This window comes from Actinoallomurus acaciae (assembly GCF_042429965.1).
Lineage (GTDB): Bacteria > Actinomycetota > Actinomycetes > Streptosporangiales > Streptosporangiaceae > Actinoallomurus > Actinoallomurus acaciae.
Genome location: NZ_JBHLZP010000928.1, coordinates 1 through 1,843 on the forward strand (window position 1 = coordinate 1; position 1,843 = coordinate 1,843).

A 1,843-nucleotide genomic window follows, 5' to 3' on the forward strand; every position below is an offset into this window, starting at 1 on the left:
CGCCGGCCGGATCCGCGGGCTTCCCCCGGCGCGGCGGGCGGTGGCGGCGTCCAAGACCTTCAAGCAGCTCGCCCGCCTGACCGGAGCACCGGGAGGCGCGGCCGGCCCGTACGCGCACCGAGTCCTGCGCCGCGACCTGCTGCGCGACCGGATCCCCGAGCTCGCCGCCTGCGACGCCCGGCGCCGGGCCCGGCTACCGGGAGTCGCGAAGAGCCGGGTGCACCAGATCGTCGCGGGAGCGATCGTGGCCGAGGCCCTGATGACGACCCTCGACTTAGAGGAGGCCGAGGTCTGCCCATGGGCCCTGCGCGAAGGGATCGCGGTCCGGCGGATGCGGACGACCCCGGCGCTCACGGTCACCGACGAGCTGGGCGGCCTGGTCCAGCGCTCCCTCGACCGCCGACGTGTCCCACCGACGTTCGCGCGGGGGCTGGGGCCCGTCGGCCGCCGGACGGTCACCGCGACCCGGCGTGGCCGGTGAGGATCGTCAGGACGGCCTTCTCGGCCGGCCCCCGCGTGGCGAGCTCGCCGAGGTCGCGCCCCTTTCCGAGGTCGGCGAGCGCCGGCTCGATCGTGACGCCCTGCTCGTACAGCTCGATGATCCGCGGGTCGATGTAGGAGGAGAGCTCCCGGAGGTGGTCGTTGATGTCCGCGGCGGTGACGTTGTGCCGGCGCTGGCCGCTCCGGTAGGCCAGCAGCTCCTCCCCGCCGCTCCGGCGCCGCTTCAGGCTCCGTACGACGGCGATCACCTGGTCGTCGACGAGGGCCTGCTCGCGTTCCTTCGCGCCCTTGGCGGTGTATCGAAGACGATCTCGCCGCGGGAGCACATCACCTGCTCCCGGCGGACCGTCGCCAGGCCGTACGTGCCGTTCTCCGCGGCGTACTTCTCGCCGCCCGGCCGGAAGAAGCCCAGGTCGATCAGGCGTATCGCGGCGGCGAGCACGCGCTCGCGGCCCAGCCCCCGGCCGGCCAGGTGGCGCTCGACCCGCTCGCGGACACGGGGCAGGACGGCGCCGAACGCCAGGACGCGGTCGTGCTTCTCCCGGTCGCGGCGCGCACGCCACCGATCGTGGTACCGGTACTGCCGCCGGCCCGCCGCGTCGGTCCCGACGGCCTGGATGTGCCCGTTCTCGTCGGGACAGATCCACACGTCCTCCCACGCCGGCGGGATCACCAGCGCCTTTACGCGGGCGAGCGTCCCGGGATCACTGATCGCGACGGCCTCTCCGCCGAAGTAGCGGAACCCGCGTCCGCACCGCCGCCGGCGGATGCCGGGGCCCCCGAGGTCGCTGCGCACGAGCGTCACGGCGTCCCCTCGCCTGTCGTCCACACTCCTCGCGCTACCCGTGAGCAGGTGTGAAACACGCAGAGTGGGTAGGCGACCCATAACGGCCGACCGAGAAGGGAGCACATCGATGCCGAGAGCACAGATCAAGGACGAGAAGACCTACCAGAAGCTCCGCGAGAAGGGCGAGAGCAAGGAGAAGTCGGCCCGGATCGCCAACGCGGCCGCGGGCAGCTCACGCAAGGCGGTCGGCAAGAAGGGCGGCAAGAGCCCGTCGTATGACGAGTGGAGCAAGGACGACCTGGTCGAGCGCGCCCGGGAGATCGGTCTCAAGGGCCGGTCGACGATGACCAAGGCACAGCTCGTCAAGGCCCTGCGCGACCATTAAGGGGCCGCGGCCGACGTGGGACGGGTGCGGGTCAGGCCGCCCATGGCGAAGACCACCGCGCCCGTACCGTCGGCCAGAGCCGCCCGCCGCCAGGCCGGCAGCAGCGCCACCGCCCCCGCGCACGTCGCCGCGTGAAGCAGATCCACGGCCACGCCCGCGCGGGCGAGGGC

At 73.4% G+C, this 1,843-nt stretch carries 4 protein-coding genes; 2 read left to right on the forward strand and 2 right to left on the reverse strand.

Annotated features, from left to right (window positions below; translation table 11 throughout):
- Positions 1 to 481, forward strand: a 481-nt coding sequence (locus ACFFNX_RS49005) for a Ppx/GppA phosphatase family protein (protein WP_446678568.1), incomplete at its 5' end; no start/stop codon positions are given.
- Here ACFFNX_RS49005 and ACFFNX_RS49010 read toward each other — a convergent pair.
- Together ACFFNX_RS49010 and ACFFNX_RS49015 are read right to left on the reverse strand one after the other, a co-directional pair.
- A complete protein-coding gene (locus ACFFNX_RS49010) occupies positions 456 to 749 on the reverse strand; it encodes a hypothetical protein (protein WP_378213331.1) in 294 nt (97 codons plus the stop codon). The two genes, ACFFNX_RS49005 and ACFFNX_RS49010, sit on opposite strands and share 26 nt — an antisense overlap.
- Positions 746 to 1,330 carry a DNA topoisomerase IB-related protein gene (locus ACFFNX_RS49015; RefSeq protein ID WP_378213332.1) on the reverse strand — a complete coding sequence of 195 codons (585 nt, stop codon included), beginning with the start codon at positions 1,328 to 1,330 and terminating at the stop codon, positions 746 to 748. The genes ACFFNX_RS49010 and ACFFNX_RS49015 overlap by 4 nt, the downstream gene beginning before the upstream one ends.
- 85 nt (positions 1,331 to 1,415) lie before the next feature.
- Here ACFFNX_RS49015 and ACFFNX_RS49020 point away from each other — a divergent pair, with 85 nt between their 5' ends.
- Positions 1,416 to 1,673: a DUF7218 family protein gene (locus ACFFNX_RS49020; protein ID WP_378213333.1), complete on the forward strand. Its 258-nt coding sequence runs from the start codon at positions 1,416 to 1,418 to the stop codon at positions 1,671 to 1,673.
- Positions 1,674 to 1,843: the final 170 nt, after the last annotated feature.

What these genes read in the sequence shown, in the direction of transcription:
- ACFFNX_RS49020 (WP_378213333.1), top strand. Translation starts at nt 1,416, where the DNA reads ATGCCGAGAGCACAGATCAAGGACGAGAAGACCTACCAGAAGCTCCGC.